The organism is Citrobacter sp. L55, assembly GCF_002850715.1.
Taxonomy (GTDB): Bacteria; Pseudomonadota; Gammaproteobacteria; order Enterobacterales; family Enterobacteriaceae; genus Citrobacter; species Citrobacter braakii.
Map to the genome: position 1 here is coordinate 773,031 of NZ_KZ559399.1, position 22,464 is coordinate 795,494.

Annotated in this window: 22 protein-coding genes and 2 pseudogenes; 17 read left to right on the forward strand and 7 right to left on the reverse strand. The window is 51.3% G+C overall.

Annotated features, from left to right (window positions below; genetic code table 11):
- Window positions 1-63 precede the first annotated feature (63 nt).
- From B9P82_RS03920 to B9P82_RS03970, 11 genes are all read left to right on the forward strand, one after another.
- Window positions 64-525 carry a hypothetical protein gene (locus B9P82_RS03920; protein WP_047417989.1) on the forward strand — a complete coding sequence of 154 codons (462 nt, stop codon included), beginning with the start codon at window positions 64-66 and terminating at the stop codon, window positions 523-525.
- A 231-nt stretch (window positions 526-756) separates the two neighbouring features.
- Window positions 757-1,485: a MerR family transcriptional regulator gene (locus B9P82_RS03925; protein WP_047417986.1), complete on the forward strand. Its 729-nt coding sequence runs from the start codon at window positions 757-759 to the stop codon at window positions 1,483-1,485.
- Window positions 1,486-1,689: 204 nt separating this feature from the next.
- A complete protein-coding gene (locus B9P82_RS03930; RefSeq protein ID WP_101699971.1) occupies window positions 1,690-2,124 on the forward strand; it encodes a nuclear transport factor 2 family protein in 435 nt (144 codons plus the stop codon).
- The gene (locus B9P82_RS03935) at window positions 2,121-2,840 is read left to right on the forward strand and encodes an SDR family NAD(P)-dependent oxidoreductase (protein ID WP_047417980.1); all 720 of its coding nucleotides are present in this window, start codon (window positions 2,121-2,123) and stop codon (window positions 2,838-2,840) included. Before B9P82_RS03930 ends, B9P82_RS03935 begins: the two co-directional genes overlap by 4 nt.
- Entirely contained in the window at window positions 2,837-4,093 is a 1,257-nt protein-coding gene (locus tag B9P82_RS03940; RefSeq protein WP_101699972.1) for an NAD(P)/FAD-dependent oxidoreductase, read from the forward strand. The genes B9P82_RS03935 and B9P82_RS03940 overlap by 4 nt, the downstream gene beginning before the upstream one ends.
- 1 nt (window position 4,094) lies before the next feature.
- Entirely contained in the window at window positions 4,095-4,817 is a 723-nt protein-coding gene (locus tag B9P82_RS03945; RefSeq protein WP_049281531.1) for a DUF1365 domain-containing protein, read from the forward strand.
- Window positions 4,814-6,034, forward strand: a complete 1,221-nt coding sequence (locus tag B9P82_RS03950) for an SAM-dependent methyltransferase (RefSeq protein ID WP_101699973.1) — start codon at window positions 4,814-4,816, stop codon at window positions 6,032-6,034. The genes B9P82_RS03945 and B9P82_RS03950 overlap by 4 nt, the downstream gene beginning before the upstream one ends.
- Window positions 6,031-6,516: a DUF2878 domain-containing protein gene (locus B9P82_RS03955; protein WP_101699974.1), complete on the forward strand. Its 486-nt coding sequence runs from the start codon at window positions 6,031-6,033 to the stop codon at window positions 6,514-6,516. Before B9P82_RS03950 ends, B9P82_RS03955 begins: the two co-directional genes overlap by 4 nt.
- Window positions 6,513-7,040: a hypothetical protein gene (locus B9P82_RS03960; RefSeq protein WP_101699975.1), complete on the forward strand. Its 528-nt coding sequence runs from the start codon at window positions 6,513-6,515 to the stop codon at window positions 7,038-7,040. Before B9P82_RS03955 ends, B9P82_RS03960 begins: the two co-directional genes overlap by 4 nt.
- Window positions 7,037-7,567 (forward strand): DUF3833 domain-containing protein, encoded by a 531-nt coding sequence (locus tag B9P82_RS03965; RefSeq protein ID WP_101699976.1) that lies wholly within the window; start codon window positions 7,037-7,039, stop codon window positions 7,565-7,567. Before B9P82_RS03960 ends, B9P82_RS03965 begins: the two co-directional genes overlap by 4 nt.
- 13 nt (window positions 7,568-7,580) lie before the next feature.
- The gene (locus B9P82_RS03970) at window positions 7,581-8,540 is read left to right on the forward strand and encodes a YbgA family protein (RefSeq protein ID WP_101699977.1); all 960 of its coding nucleotides are present in this window, start codon (window positions 7,581-7,583) and stop codon (window positions 8,538-8,540) included.
- Window positions 8,541-8,855: 315 nt separating this feature from the next.
- Here B9P82_RS03970 and B9P82_RS03975 read toward each other — a convergent pair whose 3' ends face one another.
- Entirely contained in the window at window positions 8,856-9,524 is a 669-nt protein-coding gene (locus B9P82_RS03975) for an SOS response-associated peptidase (RefSeq protein WP_101699978.1), read from the reverse strand.
- A gap of 683 nt (window positions 9,525-10,207) precedes the next feature.
- On the opposite strand from B9P82_RS03975, the pseudogene B9P82_RS03985 reads away from it, so the two are divergent.
- Together B9P82_RS03985 and pphA are read left to right on the forward strand one after the other, a co-directional pair.
- Window positions 10,208-11,038 (forward strand): annotated as a pseudogene (locus B9P82_RS03985) (GIY-YIG nuclease family protein).
- Window positions 11,039-11,128: 90 nt separating this feature from the next.
- Window positions 11,129-11,770 carry a protein-serine/threonine phosphatase gene (gene pphA, locus B9P82_RS03990; RefSeq protein WP_047358581.1) on the forward strand — a complete coding sequence of 214 codons (642 nt, stop codon included), beginning with the start codon at window positions 11,129-11,131 and terminating at the stop codon, window positions 11,768-11,770.
- Here pphA and B9P82_RS03995 read toward each other — a convergent pair whose 3' ends face one another.
- The 6 genes and pseudogenes from B9P82_RS03995 to yebS form a co-directional block, all read right to left on the reverse strand.
- Complete coding sequence (locus B9P82_RS03995; RefSeq protein ID WP_016152779.1) at window positions 11,771-11,962, reverse strand: YdfD/YebW family protein; 192 nt, start codon at window positions 11,960-11,962, stop codon at window positions 11,771-11,773.
- A 102-nt stretch (window positions 11,963-12,064) separates the two neighbouring features.
- Window positions 12,065-12,301 carry a YebV family protein gene (locus B9P82_RS04000; protein ID WP_029139506.1) on the reverse strand — a complete coding sequence of 79 codons (237 nt, stop codon included), beginning with the start codon at window positions 12,299-12,301 and terminating at the stop codon, window positions 12,065-12,067.
- A gap of 100 nt (window positions 12,302-12,401) precedes the next feature.
- Entirely contained in the window at window positions 12,402-12,959 is a 558-nt protein-coding gene (locus B9P82_RS29360) for a methyltransferase RsmF C-terminal domain-like protein (RefSeq protein WP_371412079.1), read from the reverse strand.
- A gap of 9 nt (window positions 12,960-12,968) precedes the next feature.
- Window positions 12,969-13,930: pseudogene (locus tag B9P82_RS29365) on the reverse strand (NOL1/NOP2/sun family putative RNA methylase); the annotation flags it as partial.
- Window positions 13,906-16,539: a PqiB family protein gene (locus B9P82_RS04010; protein ID WP_019076590.1), complete on the reverse strand. Its 2,634-nt coding sequence runs from the start codon at window positions 16,537-16,539 to the stop codon at window positions 13,906-13,908. The pseudogene B9P82_RS29365 and the gene B9P82_RS04010, both read right to left, overlap by 25 nt.
- Window positions 16,508-17,791 (reverse strand): membrane integrity lipid transport subunit YebS, encoded by a 1,284-nt coding sequence (yebS, locus tag B9P82_RS04015; RefSeq protein WP_016152782.1) that lies wholly within the window; start codon window positions 17,789-17,791, stop codon window positions 16,508-16,510. Before yebS ends, B9P82_RS04010 begins: the two co-directional genes overlap by 32 nt.
- A gap of 128 nt (window positions 17,792-17,919) precedes the next feature.
- Here yebS and B9P82_RS04020 point away from each other — a divergent pair, with 128 nt between their 5' ends.
- The 4 genes from B9P82_RS04020 to htpX all read left to right on the forward strand — a co-directional run bounded on the left by B9P82_RS04020 (window position 17,920) and on the right by htpX (window position 22,342).
- On the forward strand, window positions 17,920-18,417 hold the full coding sequence (locus tag B9P82_RS04020) for a GAF domain-containing protein (protein ID WP_016152783.1): 498 nt from the start codon (window positions 17,920-17,922) through the stop codon (window positions 18,415-18,417).
- Window positions 18,418-18,513: 96 nt separating this feature from the next.
- Window positions 18,514-19,200: an RNA chaperone ProQ gene (proQ, locus tag B9P82_RS04025; protein ID WP_003833781.1), complete on the forward strand. Its 687-nt coding sequence runs from the start codon at window positions 18,514-18,516 to the stop codon at window positions 19,198-19,200.
- Between the two features lie 19 nt (window positions 19,201-19,219).
- A complete protein-coding gene (gene prc / locus B9P82_RS04030) occupies window positions 19,220-21,268 on the forward strand; it encodes a carboxy terminal-processing peptidase (RefSeq protein WP_029139508.1) in 2,049 nt (682 codons plus the stop codon).
- Window positions 21,269-21,460: 192 nt separating this feature from the next.
- Complete coding sequence (gene htpX, locus B9P82_RS04035) at window positions 21,461-22,342, forward strand: protease HtpX (protein WP_003034964.1); 882 nt, start codon at window positions 21,461-21,463, stop codon at window positions 22,340-22,342.
- Window positions 22,343-22,464 lie beyond the last annotated feature (122 nt).

Sequence of the window (22,464 nt, forward strand, 5' to 3'; positions counted from 1 at the left end):
AAGATTTTAGAAGGGCAGCTATGCGCTGCTTCTCATCTGGGCTTATCATCGTAAGGTCGCACTATGTGTACAAAAAGGGTAATTATTTGCCTGTCAGTAGCTTCTGTACTGTTCACATCCACTACATGGGCTATCAATAAAGATTATCGGCACAAACTTGAGCAGTCTGGTTGTACTCAGGTTTCTGAAGCGCAGGGTTGTGATATCAACAAATCTAAAGATGAAAATGCAAAAGCTGGTTTTGTTAATGAAAGCAGCGATACCACAACATCAGCAACCAGTCCTTATGCAGGTAAGTGGTTAGCTTTGAGTGATAGCGGTGTTACGGTTGCAAACATCAGTATTGATAAAAATGACAAAGTCATCGTCAATGGAAAGAGCGTACATGCCACAAAATCAGACGGTGTGCTGCAGTTCAAGCAGGGGATGGTGATTTATACTATCCAGGGAGATCGTCGGGTGAAAGGTGAGGATGTCTGGCGGGATACGGATGCCGGAACGCAGGGGAAAATCTTCAAAAAGTAAAAATATGTTCGGAACAATAGCTTGCAAGAAACCGTAAGGTTAATAGTTAAAACATATCAATTAGTTAGAATTGATCAACAAATTGCGTACTATTCTCAGATATTTTTTCTTAACGTCTCCCTGAAGGTGGTTGTATGGTATTTAGCAATCGTAAGGTAAGTAGTTTTCACTTATCTAATCCAACGTAGTTCGTAGTATATTAAGGGTATTCTTTGTTATCAGGTGTTCTGTATGTCCTATTCCATCGGTGAATTTGCGCGGCTTTGTGGAATAACCGCCACGACGTTGCGCGCCTGGCAACGTCGTTATGGACTTCTCAAACCACAGCGTACGGATGGTGGGCACCGGTTGTATAACGATGACGATATTCAGCAGGCGCTTAAAATTCTCGATTGGGTGAAAAAAGGCGTACCGATAAGCCAGGTAAAACCGCTGCTGGCCCGCCCTGGAGCCAAGCGAACAAATAACTGGCTCGCCCTGCAGGAGAGTATGCTGCAGCGGCTGAACGAAGGGAAAATTGAAACCCTGCGCCAGCTTATTTATGACGCAGGCCGCGAGTATCCTCGCCCTGAATTGGTGAGTGAGGTTTTGCGCCCTCTGCGAAGCCAAGTCTCAGCTAATGTGCCGGCTATAATGACGCTGCGTGAAATCCTCGATGGTATTATTATTTCTTACACCTCGTTTTGCCTGGAAGGGGATAAGCGTGCGCCGGGCGATAACTACCTGATTACCGGCTGGCATCTTACGGACCCCTGCGAGATCTGGCTTGAAGCGCTTTGCCGCACGGGACAGGGGCATCGCATTGATGTGCTTCCCGTACCGCCCGCGACGCTTGCTCCTGAGATTTTCCCCGAGCGCAAATGGTTGTTAGTGACCTCTGGTAAGCTCACCGCAGCGCGTAAAAAACAGATAGACCTCTGGCAACAGCAGGTTAATTTCCTCGATGTGATCCCGCTTTAATCCCCTGTGATTACCTTTCCTGTGTGTGTCGATTGGCCACTGTATTAGTGGCTGTTGGATAATTTAACTCAAAAAATTAAATTTTTAATTTATTGAATTAAATGAGTTTATAAAAATCTCCAGCAAAAACTTGGACAAATTAAAGTGTTTGTGTAAGTTTTAATTATGCCGCGACGTCATGTGGTTCACTTAAGGGTAAGAGTTATGCGCGCACAGCCATCCGTTATCGACAGGTTTATGGATTACTACGCCAGTTTGGATCGCCAGCCCGTCCCCGCGCTTGCTGGGTTGTACGACGTGCATGCAGTACTTGTCGATCCCTTCGGGGAACATAACGGGCTGTTTGCCATCCAGCGCTATTTTTCGCACCTCCTGGGAAATGTAAACGCTTGCCGTTTTGCCATAGATCCTCCGCTATGTGAGAGCGGGCGGTTTGCCGTGACGTGGACCATGTACTGGTCGCATCCGCGCATTGCTGGCGGAGAAATACGATCTTTGCCGGGATGTTCAATGGTAGAGACGCATGGCGATAAGATTTTTCGCCAGCGAGATTACTACGACGCGGGTGAGATGCTTTATGAGCATCTGCCGCTGTTGGGCTGGGCCGTTCGCGGCGTTAAAAGGAGGGTGCGCGGATGATGACTGTCCTCATTACCGGTGCAAGCTCCGGGATTGGTGCCGGGCTTGCAAAGTCATGGGCCGATGACGGCTGTCAGGTGATTGCCTGCGGTCGCAATCCAGAAAGGCTGGAACAGCTGCGCCAATCCAATGCCAACATCACAGTACGCCTGTTCGATATGACAGACAGGGACGCCTGTCGCCAGGCGTTGGCGGACTGCAAACCCGAACTGGTTATTCTCTGTGCCGGGACCTGCGAATATCTCGACCAGGGCTGGATAGACGCCGAGAAGGTTGAACGGGTGATGGCGACGAATTATCTGGGTCCCATCAACTGCCTGGAAGCGCTTCAGTCGCAGTTAACCTCCGGTAGCCGCGTGGTGCTGGTCAGTTCGATGGCGCACTGGCTGCCGTTCCCACGGGCAGAAGCCTATGGTGCGTCTAAAGCGGCGCTAACCTGGTTTGCTAATAGCTTGCGTCTGGACTGGGAGCCGAAAGGTGTCTCCGTGACCGTCGTGTCGCCAGGATTTGTCGATACCCCGCTTACCCGTAAAAACGATTTTGCCATGCCGGGTCAGGTGAGTGTTGATTCTGCGGTGAAGGCGATTCGCCGTGGCCTGGCGAAAGGAAAAAATCATATTGCCTTCCCGACAGGCTTTGGCGTGCTGCTACGTCTGTTGGCCGGGCTGCCTGAGAGTCTCCAGCGCGCGTTGCTGCGCAGGATGGTGCGTTCATGAAAATTGCTATCATTGGCAGTGGTATTGCCGGATTAACCTGCGCCTGGCGTCTGGCCGGACACCATCAGGTGACGCTGTTTGAAGCGGCGTCGACCCCTGGCGGCCATACTGCGACGGTGGATGTGGCGACCCCGCAGGGGAATTTCGTGATTGATAGCGGCTTTATTGTCTATAACGACCGAACCTATCCGCGTTTTATGGGCTTGCTGAGCGAACTCGGTATCCAGGGGCAAAAAACGCAGATGAGTTTTTCGGTGCATAATCCGCAAAGCGGTCTGGAGTACAGCGGTCATACGCTGACTTCTTTGTTCGCCCAGCGTCGGAACCTACTCAACCCTGCATTTTGGGGTATGTTGCAAGAGATTGTCCGTTTTAATCGTCTGGCGAAACAGGCATTAAATGAGGTCGATGCGAACGCGACGCTACAGACCTTCCTCGACCAGCACCACTTCAGCGCGTTCTTTGCGCGTCATTACATTCTGCCGATGGGCGCAGCCATCTGGTCATCTTCGCTTCAGGAGATGCGCCGTTTTCCGCTTCCGCTGTTCTTACGCTTCTTTGAGCACCATGGCCTGCTGGATATCCGGGATCGCCCGCAGTGGTACGTGGTGCCGGGCGGATCGCGGGAATACATCCGTGTCATATTGGCGAAGCTGGGCGATCGTCTGACATTGCACCTTAATGCCCCTGTTCAGCAGGTTATTCGCTACGACAGCGGCGTCAAAATCCAGTTGGCAGGATCGGTACAGACATTTGATCAGGTGATCTTCGCCTGTCATTCCTCGCAGGCATTGGCTTTGCTTGAAGATGCGACCCCCGCAGAACGCGACGTGCTGGGCGCAATTGGCTGGCAGCGTAACGAGGTGGTGTTGCATAGCGATCGCCGCTGGTTACCGGTACGCGAACGCGCGTGGGCAAGCTGGAATTACCGTCTGAGTGGACAAGATCGTGCCAGCGCCTGCGTCACCTATAACATGAATATACTCCAGGGCTTACCTGAAGGAAGCCCGCTATTTTGCGTGACCCTCAATCCAGACACTCCAATTGACGATCGATTCGTCTGGCGACGCTTTGTTTACGAGCATCCATTGTTTAACCCTGAAAGCTGGCGGGCGCAGGCTCGCCGCGCTGAGATCAACGGCCTGCATCGGAGCTGGTTCTGCGGTGCCTATTGGTTCAACGGTTTTCACGAAGATGGCGTACGCAGTGCACTGGACGTGGTGTACGGCATTGCTGCAGGAGAGGGGCGCTAAGATGAACAGTTGCCTGTATCAGGGCGTATTGCGTCATCGCCGCCTTCAGCCTACAACGCACCAGTTTACTTATCAGGTGTTTATGGCGTGGCTCGATCTGGATGAACTGGCGCAGCTTCCGGGCGTCGGCGTGAAACGTAATCGCTTTGCCGCGGCGGCTTTTCATGATGCGGATTACCCGCTGGGGACACCGTTAAAAGAGAACGTGTTGAATCAGCTTGCCCTCCTGACTGGCGAACGTCCCGAAGGTCGCGTGATGCTCCTGACGCAATTGCGCTATTTCGGCTTTCATTTTAACCCGGTCAATTTTTACTACTGCTATGACCACGCGCAAATCCTGCGCTGGGTACTGGCGGAGGTCCGCAATACGCCATGGAATGAGCGACATTACTACGCCGTAGATGCACAGGAAAAGCGTCCGCTGGAAAAAGCGTTCCATGTATCGCCATTTAACCCGATGGATATGGTCTATCACTGGCGATTTAACTCGCCGGTTAAAACGCTGCATATGCATATCGAAAACCACCAGGAAGAGAAGATTTTTGATGCCACCCTGATGCTCAAACGCGAGCCGTTGACGCAGGCGAATTTACGTACGTTGCTGCTACGACTGCCGTTGATGACGCTGAAAACGGTGTCAGCGATTTACTGGCAGGCGTTACGACTGTGGCTCAAGCGAGTCCCTCTCTACAACCATCCCGTGAGCAGGAGTGAACGATCATGACCGATCCCGTCTTTGCGCTTGAACCTGATATTCCGCGCAACCTGCGTGTGGCGCGTTGGCTTCTTTTCCGCGTGCTGAGCGGTCTTCGCCAGGGGGCAATCACGGTGCGGGAAGGGGAGCAGACTTTTCATTTTGGTGATGTTTCAGCTGAGTTACGCGCCGACGTACATATTCTCTCACCCACGGTGTACTGGCGGGTGCTGAAAGGCGGAAGTCTTGCGGCGGCTGAAGCCTGGATGGACGGAGAGTGGGAAACGCAACAGCTCACGCCGTTATTGCAAATATTTGCGCTTAACACCACCCTGCTGGGACGGCTGGAAAGCGGATTTCGCCTGCTTGGACGACCCGTCGAGCGTTTGCGTCACTGGACACGTCGCAACCATCGGCAACAGGCGAGAGAAAACATCGCCGCGCATTACGACCTCGGCAATGCGTTTTACGCGCACTTTCTTGATGAGGATTTACTCTATTCCAGTGCCTTGTTCACCTGCCCCGAGCAGTCGTTAGCGCAGGCTCAGCAGGCCAAAATGGCGCGGCTTTGCGAACAGCTGGCGCTCACCGCGAATGATCATCTGCTGGAAATCGGTACCGGCTGGGGAGCGATGGCGGAATACGCCGCGCGTCATTACGGCTGCCGGGTGACCACCACGACCCTGTCGCAGGAACAGTTCGCCTGGGCGAACGCGCGCATTGCCCGCGCAGGTTTACAGGACAGAGTCAATGTACTGCTGTGCGACTACCGCGACCTGACCGGGGAATTCGACAAACTGGTGTCGGTTGAAATGATCGAGGCGGTGGGTCAGCGTTATCTGCCGACGTTTTTCCGCACCTGTCAGGCGCGCCTGCGCCCTGGAGGGAAAATGGCGATTCAGGCCATTACCATTCAGGATCAGCGCTATCGCGATTACAGCAAAGGCGTGGATTTTATTCAGCGTTATATCTTTCCGGGAGGCTTTTTACCCAGTATCACCGCGATGAGCGGTCTGATGACAAAGCACACCGACTTTGTGGTTCGCAATCTGTTCGATATGGGGCCTGACTACGCCCGGACGCTTGCGCACTGGCGACAACGATTTGTTCACGCCTGGCATGATATTGAAAAGCTGGGCTTTGATGAGCGTTTTCGTCGCATGTGGCTGTATTACTTCGGCTACTGCGAAGCCGGTTTTAATGCGCGCACTATCAGTGTGGTGCAACTGACGGTGGAACGTCTATGAACCGCCATTTACAGGTCTTTATCCTGGCTGTCGGGTTCGATTTGTACTGGCTCATGGTGGTGTTATTACGTGAGCGCGGCCTGGTGTTATGGCTTGGGCTGGCTATTCTGGCCTGCTTCTTGCTGCCGCCTGCACAACGTCTGTACGCGTTAATGCTGGCAGCAGCGGGCAGTAGTCTGGATGCGCTGTGGGCGTTGACGGGGTTGATCGATTTTCACGGTGAAGCATTGTTACCGTTATGGATGGTCGCGCTCTGGCTCATGTTCGCCGCCCTGTGGACGCACCTTACCTGCTCGACCACTTTGCCGGGATGGCTGCTGGCAATCATGGCCACCGGTGGTGGCCCGGTCGCCTATGTGATAGGAGAGCGTTTGGGGTCTATTACTTTTCTGGAACCGGCATTTATCGTTGTCGGTTTAATGGCGGCGGGCTGGCTGGTGTTGATGCTGTTTTTTCATATTTTCATGGGGAAACGCCAATGAAACCTGCCTTACTGATACTGCTGGGCGTCATGGCGATTGCGCCGTTTGCAGGGGCTACAGACTGGTTAAGCTGGCATAAAGTCGGCGATGCAACGCTCACCTGGGGGCCATTCACGATCTATACCTCACAACTGCGCACGCCGGATGGGCGTTATCGCGGGCTGAAAGAGGAGCAGGCGCTGATTATCACCTATCAGCGCAAAATTGAACGGCAAGAACTGGTGGATGCCACCCGCGATCAGTGGCGAGCGCAGGGGATTCTGGCGCGGGAAGCGCAGAGCGAGTCCTGGCTTCGCATGTTGGGTGAGCTATGGCCAGACGTCGCGCCGGGTACGCAACTGGCTTTTGTATTGCAAGATAAGCAGGGGCAGTTCTGGTATCGCATGTCAGCGACACAAAGGCAATTTATCCCGCTTGGCCCACCGCAGTCGGCGGCGTTCAGCGAAAACTTTCTCGCTGTCTGGCTGGGTTCCCGCACGCAATATCCTGAGCTGCGTCAGCAGCTTACTGGAGGTGAAAAATGAAACGTTTATTGACCCTGAGCCTGCCCTTGCTGATGCAACTGGCTGGTTGTAGCGCTGAAATTGCCGACTATCGACAACAACAGCCGACGCTGGATATCTTTCAGTATTTTCAGGGAGAAACGCAAGCATGGGGGATGGTTCAGGACCGCAGCGGTAAACAGCTTCGTCGCTTCCACGTCGACATTAACGGCGATGTGGTGGGAGACACATTGACCCTCAACGAACGCTTTGTGTACGACGATGGCGAGAAACAGCAGCGTGTGTGGCATATCCGTAAAGTCAGCGCCGATCGTTACGAAGGCACCGCCGGCGACATTGAAGGTGTTGCGAAGGGACAGGCGGCGGGCAACGCGTTCAACTGGCATTACAGCATGAATGTGAAAGCCAGCGGCAGAACCTGGTTGCTAAATTTTGATGACTGGATGTACCTGCAGGATGCCAATCATCTGTTTAATAAAACTGAGATGAAGAAATTTGGCGTCACCGTCGGCACGGTGACACTCTTCTTCTCCCGTAAAACGCACTAGCGAGGAAGACGCAATGAAAATGCAACCCATCGTTGGGATCAGCGGCTGTTTAACGGGGTCTGCCGTCCGCTTTGACGGCGGGCATAAGCGGGCGCAGTTTGTGATGGACAGGCTGGCACAGTGGGTGACATTCCGGCCCATTTGCCCGGAGATGGCGATTGGCTTGCCTGTCCCAAGACCGGCGTTGCGCCTGGTACAAACGGCTGTCGGCGATATTCGCATGCGATTTAGCCACGCACCTCACGAAGACGTGACCGACAAAATGGCTGACTTTTGCCAGCGGTATCTGGCCGGGTTGGACACTCTGTCCGGGTTTATCGTCTGCGCCAAATCACCCAGTTGTGGTATGGAACGCGTGCGCTTATATGACGAGAAAGGCAATCGCGGGCGCAAAGACGGGGTGGGACTGTTTACCGCCACGCTTATGGAGAAATATCCGTGGCTACCGGTAGAAGAGGACGGGCGGCTGCACGATCCGGTCCTGCGCGAAAACTTCGTCGAAAGGGTTTTCGCGCTACATGAGCTAAATATGCTGCGCAAAAATGGCCTGACGCGTCGGGCTCTACTGGATTTTCATAGCCGTTATAAATTGCAATTGCTGGCTCACCATCAGGCCGGATACCGGGAAATTGGCCCATTCGTCGCATCACTGCATGAATGGGAGGATCTGGAAGCTTTCTTTGCGGTCTACCGGGATAAATTAATGACGCTTCTGAAGAAACCCGCCTCACGTAAAAACCACACTAACGTGCTGATGCACATTCAGGGATATTTCCGTAATCAGTTAACAATGCGTCAGCGCGGCGAGTTGCGCGAGGTGATCCTTAATTACCGCGCAGGACTACTGCCCATACTGGCTCCTATGACGCTGCTGAAACATTATCTGGCGGAATACCCGGACGGTTATCTGCTGACGCAGAATTACTTTGATCCCTACCCGCAAGATTTAGCATTGCGACTGACTGTTAATTGATCATATTTGATTAAAAGAAGCGGGCAGAATAACAATTTATGTAATGTTCAAAATCTTTAATTTCCGCTAATTGCTCATAGTGGATTGCAGCGACTGTAAAATCTGTACCATCGAGGTTTGCCAGTAATGGTAGCGTGTTGAATGTGCCGGCGTGAAAAACTTGGATTCTTGGTGAAAACTCTCCCCAAAACAAAAAACATAGCTCGGATAATCAATGAGTTGAAAAAGGTAGATATGGTACATTTTGCAAAATGTAAACATTATAATTTAATATTTATTATAGTGTTATGAGAGTTGTGGCGATGTAATGCTGCGTTACATTGGCAGGATTAACTGGGCACCTTGATTTTTCACATTTCCAACGGCACTCGTTACGGCATGCCATATAAATTTATCAGCCGGAACGGAACCGTCAGCCGCAATTTCCGCAGCTTCTTTTCCTCCAATGTCCTGCCTCATCCATTCGCGAGCGGCTTCTGGTGACAGTACCAGCGGCCGCCTGTCGTGAATATCTACCAGTCCTTTGTCAGCTGCAGCTGTAACTATCAGGAAACCTTCTGCTTCATCTCCTCGATCGAATGGCGTGCTGCCAATCGCCGCCATAAATATCGGCTGTCCGTCGGCCCGATGAATGAAGTAAGGCTGCTTCGTGTCACCTTCCTTTTTCCATTCGTACCAGCCATCAGCAAAGCAAATTGCACGACCGTGCTGCCAGAGCGGTTTAAACATTCTGCTGGTGGCCGCAGTTTCAGATCGAGCATTAATTAGCGGTGGCTTATCCCACCACCCAGGGGCATATCCCCAAATGACAGGGTCAAGGTGCAGTTGCTCATCACGTTCGCTCAGAAGCAGGACTTTGGTGCCAGGCGCTACGTTGAATCTTCCGATGGGTTCCGGGTCATATGGAATGTCTAGTTCGGCTTCTTCAGCGAGCAGGGCAAGATAGTCCTCTCGTGTCATTGACTGTGAAAAACGGCCACACATAGAAACCTCCAGCCATATGTCAGACTGAAAGTATAGGGCAGGAAGAAAAAGTGGTGCGCCCGGTAATGATTTAAAAGGAATTTGTAAGGTAAATCGAAATGATGGTTTTGTGAATTGATGAATTCTTAAAAATGGATGGGCGCTCGTTGAAAGCGATCCCGAATTTTTCCCGACGACGCCACGAAACCAATAGCAACTGATTGATCTTGAACGGGTGCAATAGTAAGTATCAGGAGGTGTTTTTTAGTGGGCTTTTTATGCTAACCTATTGAAGTTTATAGGTTATTGCGTTTTGAGTTGTAAACAGGAATCGTATTCGGTCTCTTTTTATGTACTTTATAAACCAAAAGGTTAGAAAGCACGGTGCCAAAATACACGAAATTCTTTGTGCGGCATTTTATGCCTGCTACAACAATCTAAACATTTTTGTCCCCATATCCAAGTACTTTTCTGTCATTTTTCACTTTGGTCTTGGACTCGGTGCTATCTGCATCCCTTTATGCAAATGTTCTCGTAATGTGGCAGATGGATATGATTTAAACGTTGTACTATTGAAAATGACAGTATATTAATTTGTTCATAGTCATGGGGATATCAGATAAAGTTAATTGGTAATAATCTAAGGATTATGATTTATTATGAGCGGATTATAGCGATAAAATTATTAAAGATGGAATGGATATATGAATGACTCAGATGGTTATGTTTATATTTTAAAGAATGATGCCTATCAGGATAATCTTTTTAAAATAGGGTTTACAAAGAACATGCCTGAGCATCGGGCGAAGTAATTGTTTAATGGAGTGACCGGTGTTCCACTACCATTTGATGTGGTTATGGCATGTAAAGTAGGAAATTATCGGGAAGCAGAAAAGAATATTCATCTTCGCTTAAAACCTTATAGATTAAACCATAGGAGAGAGTTTTTTGAACTGCCAATAGAAATTTGCAGTAAGGTAGTTCTAGATGAATGTAATAAGATAAATGAACGACTTAATTTCAATTTTATTAATCCTATAATATTGGTGGAAAAGAAAGAGATCGCTATTGAAATTGAAAAATATCATGAGTCTAACTTTTTGATATCTATGAAAGATATGCTTATGCAAGAAAAACATAATTCTAAATTAAATAGCGAGCAAAAAGATAGAATCGAAATATTGATGCTTGTATTAGCTGAAGTGTTCCCTAACGATCTTGTGGGTTGGTATGATGGATTTATGAAAGACCATGATCCGGAAAAAGAAATACAAATTTGGGAATCGTTAGTTAAGGCTTTTTGTAAAGCCAAGCGTTATTATGAATTCAATGCATATAAACAAGAAGTTTTTAATAGCCTGCTTCTACGGACCATTAATGATAAATCGTTTGTCATGAAAGCTATGGCTTCATCGGAGGTTCCTCATGACTTACTTTCACGAATACTTGACTGTTACGATTTAAAGCCAACACCACTTGTCGTTATTACAGCGAATGGGATTAAAATGGATGCCCGATTACATATCCATAAATAATTATGTCTCGGATATAAATAGAAACGTCCCCGCCTTTCTGATGTATTTGCTAAAATTAAAGTTGCATGAGAACTGTGTACAGGAGGTCAAATGGGACTGCCTGACAATGCTTATCAAAGAGTGGAAGCGACGCGCTGGCGACATGTTTGGGTGGTCGGGGATATCCACGGTTGCTTCTCATTATTGATGGCGAAATTGCGCCTGTGTCATTTTGATCCGTGGCAGGACCTGCTGGTTTCAGTGGGGGATGTTATCGACCGCGGACCAGACAGTCTGCGTTGCCTGAAACTACTGCGTAAACGCTGGATTATCGCGGTCAGAGGGAATCATGAACAGATGGGGCTGGACGCGCTGGCAACCGGGGAGCAATTCCTGTGGTTTATGAATGGCGGTTCGTGGTTTGCGCAGGCGGAGCAGCCAGCGGCGACAACCGCTCTTGAAACGTGTCGGCAATTACCCTGGATTCTGGAGCTGCGTTGCCAGAACGGCATACACGTTATTGCTCACGCAGATTACCCTGATGATAATTATCAGTGGCAAAAAGAGGTCGATTTACAGCGGGTACTGTGGGATCGCACAAGGCTGATGAATAAAGGCAACGGCATTCGCGGCGCGGATCACTTTTGGTTTGGCCATACGCCTCTGCGTCAGCGGCTGGACCACGAGAATCTGCACTATATTGATACTGGTGCGGTGTTTGGTGGCGAGTTGACGCTGGTGCAACTGCAATAATCAAAAATCGCTGTATTCCTGGGCCGGACGCCAGAAGCTGTCGATGTAGTCATCCGCGGGTAAACATCCGCCGTTACGAATACGCTGATCGTCCATCGATATCAGGCACTGCTGCTCAGTTTTGTAGACATCAACAACGATATCTTCACAACCGCCACCCAGGTAGCACACAAAAAGAACCAGCGTGAACATTCCATCCTCAAATGGTAAAGCCATAGCTGTAGTGTAGAAGATGTTGATAGATGAGGGAAATTAACCAAGAAATAACCCGTCTGGCGACGGGTTCTTTTTGAATCAGGCAAGGCGCATGATCCAGGCATCTGACTTACGATCGTAGTGCTCGCGAAATAGAACTGAATGTTCTCCGTTAAGAAGGGCCGGGACGCTGGTGTCGGCATCCCAGGCATCAAGTTGCATGCATAAATCCGGATCGGATTTACATGGAATGGTTAACGTTCGGTCCCCTGGCGATTCGCCATGTAACTCGGCGTCGTCGATTTCAAAAGCGCCAATGCGCACACTGGTTTTCATCATCGTGCTCTCCGTTTATTTGCTGGTTGTGGTACGACCAGTTAGGCCGTCCATTTTTCAGCGTAGTCAACGTTAGCAAAAGCGCCAGTAAAAACGTGCGTTATCCTGTAAAGAGTTTGCCATCCCGGACAAGATCGCGCGGGTAGCTATTCTTTAATCGCGATCCAATACGTTTCGCCAGGCCAATCGGCTGATGCTGGAACGTAACCAGCACATCGTCGGTGGTCGGTGCGGTCTGCGGGTAGACATCCCGTCCGCGGTACCACTCTTCGGCTTCGGCAAGGGTCAGTTCGAACGCATGGCTGTGATTTGTGCTGGCGAGAGCAATGATGGCTTCATGTTGCCAGCGGTACCCTTTATTGTGCGTTTCAGCGAGTTTGATGCCGAGTCGGGAAAAGCGGACTTTGCCGATCAGGGTTTCAATCTCGGTTGGGAACAGCCAAATCTCTTTATCACGCTGCCACAGGCGCAGAGTGTCTTCCCACTGCAATCCACAGGCGTTAGCGGCCTGAGTGACAAGCGCGGATTCACGTCCTTTAAGCGGGCTGAACGGGAAGTTACCGACTTTGTATTTTGGCGTCGGTAGTGCAGGGATCGCGGCGGTTTTGCGCAGACGTGCGACGAAAAAACCTTCACAATCGTAGATCTGCGGGAACACATGCAGGAATCCTTCCGGGGTCAGGGCGCGTTCAGCCTGCGGGAATAAATCGCCCAGTGGTAAAAACTCGACGGCGTCCGGGTAGGTCTCAATCAACCACTGCATAATGTCTTCATTTTCGTCACGGTTCAGCGTGCAGGTCGAGTAAACCAACGTGCCGCCGGTACGCAAGGCATGAAAGGCGCTGTCGAGAAGTTCGCGCTGGGTTGCGGCAATTTCCAGATTACTTCTGGCGACCAGTTTTTTAGCGCATCGGGATCTTTACGCACCACGCCTTCACCGGAACACGGCGCGTCCAGCAAAATGGCATCGAAGGCTTCTGGCAACGCTGCGCCAAATACCCGCCCGTCAAAATGGGTTAGCGCGACATTGGCTATCCCGCATCGGCTGATATTGGCATGCAGGACTTTGACGCGACTAGCGGAAAACTCATTCGCCAGAATCGCGCCCTGATTTTTCATTTTTGCGGCAATTTGCGTGGTTTTGGAGCCGGGGGCTGCCGCGACATCCATCACGCGATCTGGAGTGTTACCATCGGCAAACAGCGCGGCGACCGGCAGCATTGAGCTGGCTTCCTGAATATAAAACAGGCCGCTTAAATGTTCCGCGGTACTGCCGAGTGGTACTGACTTTTCATCATCGCGTTCGATCCAGAAACCTTCAGCGCACCAGGGTATCGGAGTGAGCGACCAGTTGTAAGGTGCTGTCAGAGTGAGGAAGTCGGCAACGGAGATTTTCAGCGTATTGACGCGGATGCTGCGACGAAGCGGACGCTGGCAGGCAGCGAGAAAATCATCAAATGAGAGCGTGGAAGGCATTGCTTCACGCATTTGGTTTAGAAAGGCGTCGGGAAAATAAGCCACTTGGTACCACCGGCAAAAAAACAGGTGCGCAGTGTAGCATAAGTGCTCCGGCGCGAGTATGTACGCCGGAGCAAGGGGAGAGATTAACGTGGCAGGGCGGTTCCCCATTCACGCCACTCTTTTGGTTCGCTTTCGAGCAGCAGGAAGTGTTTACCTGCCTGCGCTTTCGGGGCCAGCGGCGTACCCGGTGGCGTAGCGAAGGCGATTCCTCCGCGAATGAACTGATTGAAGGTACCGGTCTTCACGACGCCGCCGGTCAAACCAAAGTCGAGGTTGTATCCGGATGCCAGCCAGAACACGGAGTTGTTCCGCACCAGATGCTGATAGCGCTGGCTAATGCGCATCGCCACCATCACGCGGTCAGAAAGCGAGCCCAGCGTCAGCCCGGTGACGGTCCCCACTTCAATGCCTCTGAACAGGACAGGCGTACCGATATTCAGCGAACCTGCTTCCGGCGCTTCTACCACAATACTCAGACCATCGAGGTAACGAGAGTCGGTAATGGTGGCTTCCTGCAGTTCAAAATCACGGCGCGGGTTACCGCGTCCTGGTTCAACGTTAATATACGGCTGTAAGATCGTATCCAGATGCTCGACGCCTGCCGCTGAGATTTGCGGTGTGATCACGGAGAAGCGGGTACCGCTACGGGCAAAAGTCTGCACGTATTCCGGATACAGAACCGCTTTTGCCTGAACTTCGTTACGGGCGGTGATCAGCTCAAGCGTCTGGATCTGGCCGATATCGATCCCCAGGTAGCGAATTGGCATGCCCGCCGCGAGTTTACCGGCATCGAACGCGTGCAGGGTTATCTGCCCGCCCACTGCACGTGCAGCGGTTTCGGAAGCATACAGAATACGCTTGTCGCCTTTGCGTTGGCTGGCGCTGGCACCGCTGAGGTTATCGAAGCTAATCGCCCCTTTGAGCGCTCGCGACAGGGGAGATGCCTGTACGGTCAATCCGCTACCGTTAAGCTGAACCTTTGCCCCGCCTTCGGCCCAGAATACGCTGTTGCTGGTCAGCAGGTTGCGATATTCCGGTTTGATATGCAGATCGATATCAAACGCATCGGCGCGTGGGCGAACGCTAATCACTTCACCGACCTCGAATTTGCGGTATAACACCACCGAACCGGCCTGCACATCAGGCAGCGTTTCGGCGCTCAGGCTGAGCGTGGTAGTTGGCAGATCGCTCAGGCTGTTTTCAATCGCTTTTTCCAGGTTGGCATACAGCGGGTAGCTTTTTTTCATTTCACCCTTGGTACCGGGCAAAATCCGAATGCCGCCGCTGAGCCATTCGCTGGCGCTGGCGCCAAGGAATTCCACGCCATCAAGCCCGACCTTGACGTCAACCCGGCTGTTGACCACAAACTTACTGTCACCTTGCACCAGGGCGCGATGCTGTGGCTCGATGGCAACGGTAAATGAAACACCTTTGCCAGAGAGCGTGCGATCAATCACCTGACCGACCTGTACGCCGTGAAGAATCAGTGGCTGACCGGCATCAATACCGTAACTCTCCGGCGCGGTCAGCGTAAGCGTCATGACGCCCGGATCGTGTAACAACGACTTCTCAGCAGGAATAACCGCAAACTGGTTACGCGGCTCGCCCTCGCCAGGTACCAGCTCGAAAGTTTTGCCCGTCAGTAACGAACTGATATTGGCATCGTTTAACGATAATTTAGGGCTGTGTAATTCAATTCGCGTATTGTCGCGCAGCAGCGTTACGACGCTGGGATCGACCGTCATTTCGCCGGTCACTTTACCGCCTGGATTTAAATCCAGTTTGGTCAGTTGCCCGACTTCTAATCCTTGATACATCAGCGACGTTGAGCCGGCCTTGAGTCCATCGCCGCTGGGTAAATCAAGCTTGACGATCACTCCCCGCTGGCTGTGCGCGAGATCCTGATACAAACCAAACGTGTCATCGGCCACCGCGGGTTTAGAGTCTTCGGGCGAATCAAAAGCAATGGCGCCATTGACCAGCGCCGCCAGACTCTCCAGCTTGATCTTCGCTCCGCTGAGGCTGACATCCGCATTCACACCGGACACGTTCCAGAAACGGCTGCCTTTTTTCACCAGGTTGGTAAAGCGACGCTCGATCAGCACGTCGATGGTTACGCCCTGATGATTTGGGTTGATGGTGTAGTCATATACCCGGCCCACCGGAATCTTGCGGAAATAAACCAGCGAACCGCTATTGAGCGACCCGAGGTCAGGGGCGCGCAGGTGCAGCATCAAATCGCCATTATCCAGACGATATTTTGGCTGCGTATCGAGGGCGACGAAATGATCTTCCGGCTCGCCGGTTCCGGGCATCATGCCGATATAGTTGCCGCCAACCAACGCATCCAGGCCAGAAACCCCCGCCAGCGACGCTTTCGGCGTGACCAACCAGAACTGGGTATCTTTGCGCAGAGCATCTTTCATGGTCGATTTGATGCTGACGCGTACTTCGATTTTGCGTAGATCTTCGCTGAGGTTGATATCCTGCACGGTGCCCACTTCAACGCCCTGATAGCGAACGGGAGTACGGCCCGGCACAATGCCGTCAGCAGACATAAAGTCAATGGTTACGGTATTGCCGCGATCTTCATAGCTTCCCCAGATAAGCCATCCTGCAATCATCAGCGCGATGAACGGCAGCAGCCAGAACGGAGAGATACGGCGTTTAGTTTTAATCTGCGCTTCAGTCTGCGAAGCGGGCGTTTCCTGACTCATGTGCATCCCAAAGTAAGCGGCTGTCCAGCCATTCCACAGCAAGAATAGTCAATATTACCGCTGCGCCGAAATAAAACGCAGCTGGCCCCATAGTAAAAGCAAGTATCTGATCGCGATTAATCAGCGACATGGTTAAAGCGATAACAAAGAGATCCAGCATCGACCAGCGACCAATCCAGGTCACCATACGCAGCAGTTTGATGCGGGTACGCAATCCTTGCTCACATCTAAAATGGATGCTGATGAGCAACGTAAACATCACAATCACTTTGGTGAATGGCACCAGAATACTGGCGATAAAAACAATCGCCGCTACGCCAACGTTGCTGTTCGCCAGGGACATTATGCCTGACAGGATCGTGTCTTCCTGGCGGCCGCCATTGACATAAATTACCGAGATGGGCAGCAGATTAGCAGGCAAAAGCAGGACGATCGAGGCCAGCAGAGCAGCCCAACACTTTTGGATACTTTGATTCCTGCGCCAGCGCAACGGGATATGACAGCGAGGGCAGCGACCTCGGGCGTCCGGATAACCTGTAAAGTGGCAACCGAGGCAGACGCGAAGTTTTTCATCGGGCCGACGGGCTGGTCTTTGCGGGTAGAAACGGTCCCAAAGCTGCTCAACGTTAAGGTGCGACAGCGTCAAAACACTGAGGATCACCAGCGCAATAAAAGCAAACAGACCTACACCGGGTTGCAAAAAAGCATAGTCCTGAACTTTGATTGATGCGACGCCAATGCCCACCAGGTAGATATCAAGCATCACCCACTCTTTGAGCCTTTCCAGCATCAGCAGCACAGGGCGCAGGTTCATCCCAAGAATATTGCCAAACCACAGATAAGCGATTGAGGTCACGAGAATGATGGGCGCGCCGGCAACGCAAAAGAGTACAAAGGATGCGGTGAGTGGGTCTCCTTGTCGGGTCATTTGCCAGATGCCTTGTAGCACATTGGCGTCAATGCGCACACCTAATAAATAGATGTGCAGGAGCGGTTCTCCCCAGGCAAAGGGCATCAGCAGCAGCATGGTGAAAGCCATAGCCGCCAGTCGTGTTAATGACCAGTCGCGTCCGTCACGAATTTTTGCCTGACAGCGTGGGCAAAATGCACTTTGATGCGAACGCATTTTAGGCAAGCTAAAGATCAGGTCACATTCAGGGCAACGATGGTAATGCGCACGAGGGAGTGCATCACCAATGGACCTGATGGCTATTTTTTTAGTCGGCGTGATGCGTGGTGTCGTTAAGGCCATGTATCGCGAATCAAATTGTTGAAGTAATGTTATCTTAACTCATGACGGGAATGATCTTGAGCATTAACGCATTTAATGTTTATTTTAGTAGGCTGCAGCTTTAAGTAAGACAACTAAGTGATTACATAATGAACAAAACAGAGCTATACACGGATCTGAACCGTGACTTTCAGGCATTAATGGCAGGTGAAACCAGTTTTCTGGCAACGCTGGCAAATACCAGCGCGTTGTTGTATGAACGTCTTGCAGAAGTAAACTGGGCCGGTTTTTATCTGCTCGAAAACGATACGCTGGTGCTGGGACCTTTCCAGGGAAAAATCGCCTGCGTGCGGATCCCGGTAGGACGCGGGGTGTGTGGGACCGCAGTAGCGCAGAACCAGGTTCAGCGCATTGAGGACGTTCATGCTTTTGACGGACACATCGCATGTGATGCCGCCAGCAACGCTGAAATCGTCCTGCCAATCACCGTCGAAAATCAGATAATCGGCGTGCTGGATATCGATAGCACGGCGTTTGGCCGCTTTACTGACGAGGATGAACAGGGGCTGCGAACGCTGGTGGCACAGCTTGAAACCGTGCTTGCAACGACGGATTACAAAAAATTCTTTGCGCGCGTCGCAGGATAATCAACGGATAACGTAGCAATTACTGATGACGTCATTATAATGTCGCCTGTTCATGCCTGCGCTTGTTGGCTACGTCCGTTGTAATCAGGAAATTTCATGGAAAATCAACCTAAGTTGAATAGCAGTAAAGAAGTCATCGCGTTTCTGGCCGAACGCTTCCCGCAGTGTTTTAGTGCGGAAGGCGAAGCACGCCCACTGAAAATTGGCATTTTTCAGGATCTGGTAGAGCGTGTTGAGGGCGAAATGAACCTCAGCAAGACGCAGCTCCGCTCTGCCTTACGTCTCTATACTTCAAGCTGGCGCTATCTGTATGGCGTTAAATTGGGCGCAACGCGTGTTGATCTCGACGGCAACCCTTGTGGTGAGCTGGATGAGCAGCATGTTGAACATGCTCGCAAACAGCTGGAAGAAGCTAAAGCCCGCGTTCAGGCGCAACGTGCAGAGCAACAGGCGAAAAAACGCGAAGCAGCCGCTGCTGCCGGTGAAAAAGAAGACGCACCGCGTCGCGAGCGTAAGCCGCGTCCTGCACCGCGTCGTAAAGAAGGCGCTGAGCGTAAACCTCGCGCTGAGAAACCAGCAGCAAAAGCACCGCGTGCTCCTCGTGAAGAACAGCATACCCCGGTATCTGATATTTCAGTACTGACGGTAGGGCAGTCTCTGAAGGTGAAAGCAGGTAATAATGCGATGGATGCCACCGTATTAGAAATCACCAAAGATGGCGTCCGTGTACAGCTGAATTCGGGTATGTCTTTGATTGTACGCGCAGAACACCTGGTGTTCTGAAACGGAGGCCAGGCCTGGCATGAACACTTTTTTTAGGCTTACTGCGTTAGCTGGTCTGCTTGCATTAGCAGGCCAGGCACTTGCTGTGGAAGATATCACGCGTGCCGATCAAATCCCCGTTTTAAAGGAAGAAACCCAGCATGCGACGGTAAGTGAACGTGTGACATCGCGTTTTACGCGTTCGCACTATCGCCAGTTCGATCTGGATCAGGCGTTTTCGGCAAAAATTTTTGACCGCTATTTGAATCTGCTCGACTACAGCCACAACGTGCTGTTGGCGAGCGATATCGAACAGTATGCAAAAAAGAAAACGGTCCTTGGCGATGAACTGCGTACCGGCAAGCTGGATGTTTTTTACGATCTCTATAATCTGGCGCAAAAACGCCGATTTGAACGTTATCAGTACGCTTTAAGCGTACTGGCACGTCCAATGGATTTCACCGGTACCGACACCTTTAACCTCGACCGGAGCAAAGCGCCATGGCCGAAGAGCGAAGCAGAGCTTAACGCGCTGTGGGACGGCAAGGTTAAATTTGACGAACTCAGCCTGAAGCTGACCGGCAAAACCGATGCGGAAATTCGTGAAACGCTGACGCGTCGCTACAAGTTTGCGATTCGCCGTCTGGCGCAGACCAACAGCGAAGATGTGTTCTCTCTGGCGATGACGGCTTTCGCCCGTGAGATCGACCCGCATACTAACTATCTCTCTCCACGCAATACCGAACAGTTCAATACTGAAATGAGCCTGTCTCTGGAAGGTATTGGCGCGGTTTTGCAAATGGATGATGACTACACCGTCATTAACTCCATGGTGGCGGGCGGCCCGGCAGCCAAGAGCAAAGCAATAAGCGTTGGCGACCGTATTGTCGGCGTGGGTCAGACCGGTAAGGGAATGGTCGACGTGATTGGCTGGCGTCTGGATGACGTTGTTGCGCTGATCAAAGGACCCAAAGGCAGCAAAGTTCGCCTTGAAATCCTGCCTGCCGGTAAAGGAACCAAGACGCGCACCGTCACGTTAACGCGTGAACGTATTCGTCTCGAAGACCGCGCCGTGAAAATGTCCGTGAAAACCGTTGGCAAAGAAAAAGTCGGCGTACTGGATATCCCTGGCTTCTATGTTGGCCTGACGGATGATGTCAAAGTTCAGTTGCAGAAGCTGGAAAAACAGAACGTCAGCAGCATCATTATCGATCTGCGCACTAACGGTGGCGGCGCGCTGACCGAAGCCGTTTCGCTCTCCGGTCTGTTCATTCCTTCCGGCCCGGTGGTTCAGGTTCGTGACAATAACGGTAAAGTGCGTGAAGACAGCGATACCGACGGCGTTGTGTACTACAAAGGCCCGCTGGTAGTGTTAGTCGATCGCTTCAGTGCTTCGGCATCAGAGATTTTTGCTGCGGCAATGCAGGATTATGGTCGTGCGTTGATCGTTGGTGAACCGACTTTCGGGAAAGGCACTGTACAGCAGTATCGCTCTCTGAACCGTATTTATGATCAGATGCTGCGTCCGGAATGGCCGGCGCTGGGTTCTGTTCAGTATACGATCCAGAAATTCTACCGTGTAAACGGTGGCAGTACACAGCGTAAGGGCGTTACGCCGGACATCATCATGCCGACAGGTAATGAAGAAACGGAAACCGGTGAGAAGTTTGAAGATAACGCGCTGCCGTGGGATAGCATTGATGCTGCGACCTACACCAAATCAGAGAATCTGACGCCGTTCGGACCTGAATTGTTAAAAGAGCACAATGCGCGAATTGCCAACGATCCTGAGTTCCAGTACATCATGAAGGATATTGCGCGTTTCAATGCGATGAAGGATAAACGCAACATCGCTTCTCTCAATTACGCTCAGCGCGAGAAAGAGAATAACGAAGATGACGCAATGCGTCTGGCGCGTATCAACGATCGGTTTAAGCGAGAAGGTAAGCCGCCGCTGAAAAAACTGGACGATTTACCGAAGGATTACCAGGAACCAGATCCCTACCTGGATGAAACGGTAAAAATTGCGCTTGACCTGGCGCATCTTGAAAAAGAAAAGCCAGCGGAACAGCCCGCAACCAGTAAATAACCTCCAACAGGCACAAGAAATTGTGCCTGTTTTTTTAACAAACGCATGAAGACGTCAGTGTGATACGATAAAATGTAAAGTTGTGTCTTTCTGGTGACTTAGCACCTATGGATGCTTGAAAATAGCCATAAGACCCATACGATATGGGTAATCGCATAGTGCGTTTTGTTAAATTGAGGTTAAAAGAAAATTATGATGCGAATCGCGCTCTTCCTGCTGACGAACCTGGCTGTGATGGTCGTTTTCGGGCTGGTATTGAGCCTGACAGGGATTCAGTCAAGCAGCGTTCAAGGCTTGTTGATCATGGCACTGCTGTTTGGTTTTGGTGGTTCCTTCATTTCGCTGCTGATGTCCAAATGGATGGCGTTAAAATCCGTTGGTGGGGAAGTGATCGAACAGCCTCGCAATGAAAGAGAACGCTGGCTGATGAATACGGTAGCGAATCAGGCTCGCCAGGCTGGGATCGCTATGCCGCAGGTTGCAATCTACCATGCGCCAGATATTAACGCGTTTGCTACCGGTGCGCGCCGGGATGCTTCGCTGGTGGCTGTGAGTACAGGCCTGTTGCAAAACATGAGCCCGGACGAAGCCGAAGCCGTTATCGCGCATGAAATCAGCCACATTGCTAATGGCGATATGGTTACCATGACGCTCATTCAGGGTGTGGTGAACACCTTCGTTATCTTTATCTCACGTATTCTGGCGCAAATTGCCGCTGGCTTTATGGGCGGAAACCGCGATGAGGGTGAGGGCAGTAACGGCAACCCATTGATCTACTTCGCAGTGGCGACGGTGCTGGAACTGGTGTTTGGTATTCTGGCGAGCATTATTACCATGTGGTTCTCACGTCATCGTGAATTCCATGCGGATGCCGGTTCAGCAAAACTGGTGGGGCGTGAGAAAATGATCGCCGCGCTGCAGCGTCTGAAAACCAGCTATGAGCCGCAGGAAGCGACCAGCATGATGGCGTTCTGCATCAACGGTAAATCCAAGTCGTTGAGTGAGCTGTTTATGACTCACCCGCCGTTGGATAAACGTATTGAAGCGCTGCGCAGCGGAGAGTATTTGAAGTAAGTTAATGACTGTCACGGGGCACCCGTTGCTCCGTGACTCATAAAACATAATGGCTATTTAAAGCTATCGATTAAAGTCTCGCCCAGACTATTCTGTCCCAGTTCTGCTTTACCTCTCATTCC